This is a genomic window from Novosphingobium sp. B-7 (assembly GCF_000410615.1).
GTDB lineage: Bacteria > Pseudomonadota > Alphaproteobacteria > Sphingomonadales > Sphingomonadaceae > Novosphingobium > Novosphingobium capsulatum.
In genome coordinates this window covers 1-3,133 of the sequence record NZ_APCQ01000111.1, presented here as the reverse complement: position 1 = coordinate 3,133, position 3,133 = coordinate 1, and the positions used below count along the sequence as shown (strand labels likewise).

At 68.7% G+C, this 3,133-nt stretch carries 3 protein-coding genes; all 3 read left to right on the top strand.

Translation table 11 applies throughout. The annotated features are described in order from the left end of the window. The coding region (locus H926_RS0101100; RefSeq protein WP_022674657.1) for a gamma-glutamyltransferase family protein at positions 1-998 on the top strand (998 nt) is incomplete at its 5' end. Then, positions 992-2,224 carry an allantoate amidohydrolase gene (locus H926_RS0101095; RefSeq protein ID WP_022674656.1) on the top strand — a complete coding sequence of 411 codons (1,233 nt, stop codon included), beginning with the start codon at positions 992-994 and terminating at the stop codon, positions 2,222-2,224. The genes H926_RS0101100 and H926_RS0101095, both read left to right, overlap by 7 nt. A 43-nt stretch (positions 2,225-2,267) precedes the next feature. Next, on the top strand, positions 2,268-3,133 hold an 866-nt coding region (locus tag H926_RS0101090; protein ID WP_082208942.1), incomplete at its 3' end, for an alanine--glyoxylate aminotransferase family protein.

The window sequence follows — 3,133 nt, the reverse complement described above, 5'->3', positions numbered from 1 at the left end:
CGGGGATCGAAGATTTCTACACCGGCGCGCTCGGCGATCTGGTGGCGGCCGATCTTGGCGCGTTGGGTAGCCCGGTGGGCGCCGCAGACCTGGCCGCCCATCGCGCGCTGCGGCCTGCGCCGCTCTCCGTGGCGACCCAGGCCGGGCGACTTTACAACAGCGCGCCGCCCACGCAGGGTATCGCCTCGCTGCTGATCCTGGCCCTGGCGGAACAGGCCGGCTGCGGCCCTGGCGAAAGCTTTGGCCATGTCCATACGCTGGTGGAAGCGACCAAGCAGGCCTTCCTGTGGCGTGACGCGCACTGCGGCGATGCGGCCTATATGGCGCGTGATGCGCAAGGCCTGCTCGATGATGCCGACGCACGCGCCGCGATGGCCGCGCAGATCGATCCGGACCGCGCGCTGCCCTGGCCGCAGCCTTCGCAATGGGGCGATACCTGCTGGTTTGGCGCGGCCGATGCGCAGGGGCAGGTGGTTTCGGCGATCCAGAGCACCTATTTCGAATTCGGCTCTGGCCTTGTGCTGCCGCAAACCGGGATCACCTGGCAGAACCGGGGCGCATCGTTCCGCCTGGCCGAAACCGGCTGGAACGCGCTCAAGCCTGGGCGCAAGCCGTTCCACACGCTCAACCCCGCATTGGCCGAACTGACCGACGGGCGGGTGATGGCCTATGGCACGATGGGCGGGGAAGGACAGCCGCAGACCCAGGCCGCGCTGTTCTCGCGTCATGTCTGGCACGGCATGGACCTGCAGGAGGCCATATCGGCGCCGCGCTGGCTGCTGGGCCGCACCTGGGGTGAGGACAGCACCACGCTCAAGATCGAAGACGGGCTCGATCCGGCCGTCTATGCCGCGCTGGAGCAAGCCGGCCATGTGGTGGAACGCGTCGGCCCGCTGACCGCGATGATGGGCCATGCCGGGGCGGTGGTGCGCGAGGCCGATGGCGCGCTGTATGGCGCGACCGATCCGCGCAGCGACGGGGGTGTTGCCGCATGGTGAGCGGCGGTGGGATGCGCGCGGTGGAGCGCTGCCGGGCGCTGGGCCAGGCGCCCTTTTCCGACATGGCCGGCGGGCTTTATCGCGGGTGGCTGTCCCCCGCGCACCGCGCCAGCCTGGCACAGCTTGCTGCGTGGATGGCAGAGGCCGGCATGACCACCCATGTGGATGGCGCGGCCAACCTCATCGGGCGCTATCCCGGCACCGGCAATGGGCCGCCGCTGATCATTGGCAGCCACATCGACAGCGTGCGCGATGGCGGCGTCTATGATGGTCCGCTTGGCGTGATGCTGGGCATCGAATGCATCGCCGCGCTTCATGCCGCCGGACGCCGGATGCCCTTCGCGATCGAGGTGATCGCCTTTGGCGACGAGGAAGGCAGCCGCTTTCCCGCCGCGATGTTGACCAGCAAGGCACTCGCCGGCCTGCTCGATACGGTGCCCGAGATGGCCGATGCCCAAGGGGTTGCACTGGCCGAGGCACTGGGCGAATGGGGCCTTTCCCCGCAAACCCTACTGGCTGCGCGCCATCGCGGCGCCTTGGCCTATCTCGAGGCACATATCGAGCAGGGACCGGTGCTGGAAGCCGAGGGGCTGGCGCTGGGCGTGGTAACCGGCATCGCCGCGCAACTGCGCTACGAGGTAACGGTAACGGGCCTGGCCGGCCACGCCGGAACATCGGCCATGCCGCTGCGCCGCGATGCGCTGGCAGGTGCGGCCGAGATGATCCTGGCGATCGAGCGCATCGCCCAGGCCGACGCCAGCGATCTGGTGGCCACGGTGGGCCGGATCGAGGCGGCGCCTGGCGCGGCCAACGTCATCGCCGGGCACGTGTGCTTTACCATCGACGTGCGTGCCGGCGAGGCCGTGCGGCGTGACCGCGCGGCGGCGGCCATCCTGGCCGAGATCGCGACGATTGCCACGCAACGCGGCCTGGGCGTCAGCCACCGCCTGATCCACGATCTGCCGCCTTCGCCCTGTGATCCGGCGCTGATGGAGCAGTTGGAATCCGCGCTGGTGGCCGCCGGCCATCCTCCGCGCCGCCTGGTTTCCGGTGCTGGGCACGATGCCATGAACCTGGCGCATCTGGCCCCCACGGCCATGCTGTTCATCCGCTGCCGCGACGGCATCAGCCACAACCCTGCCGAGCATGTGGAACCGGCCGACGCGCAAGGCGCCTTGGCGGTGATGCTGGGCTTTATCGACAATCTGGGAGCGTCCTGTGCTTGATCCCCTGCTTTTTGGCGAAATCGACCCGCCGCAGCGCCTGTTGATGGGGCCAGGGCCGGTCAATGCCCATCCGCGCGTGCTGCGGGCGATGAGCGCAGATCTGCTGGGGCAGTTCGACCCGGAAATGACCGGCTACATGAACCAGGTCATGGCGCTCTATCGCCCGATCTTCGGCACGCAGAACCGCTGGACGATGCTGATCGACGGGACCGCCCGTGCCGCCATCGAGGCATCGCTTGTCAGCCTGATTCAGCCCGGTGAAACCGCCTTGGTAATCAATTTTGGGCGCTTTGGCCTGCTCTTGCAGGAAATCCTGCTGCGAATTGGCGCGCGCTTCGAAACGGTGGACGCGGCCTGGGGTGAAGTCGTGCCGGCGGAGGCGATCCGCGCTGCTGCGCTGCGGGTGCGCCCGCGCCTGATCTGCACCGTGCATGGTGATACCTCTACCACCATGGCCCAGCCGCTGGACGATATCGGCGCGATCGCGCGCGAGGTGGATGCGCTGGTCTATGTCGATGCCACGGCCACGCTGGGCGGGATGGAAATCGCCGCCGATCGCTGGGGCGCCGACGTGATCACCGGTGGCCTGCAGAAATGCCTGGGCGGCCCATCAGGCAGTGCGCCGATCACCGTGTCGGATGCCGCGGCGCAGGCGATCTTTGCCCGCCGCCACGATGAAAAGGGCATCCGCGCTGCCAATGCGGTGGATGGCGCGGGGCCGCGCATCCCGTCGAACTATTTCGACCTGGCGATGATCATGGATTACTGGAGCGAAAAGCGCCTCAACCACCATACCGAGGCGACGACCATGCTCTATGGTGCCCGCGAATGCGCGCGGGTCGCGCTGGGTGAGGGGCTCGACGCGCGGTTCCGCCGCCACCGGGCCGCCGGCGCCGCGATGAGCGCGGG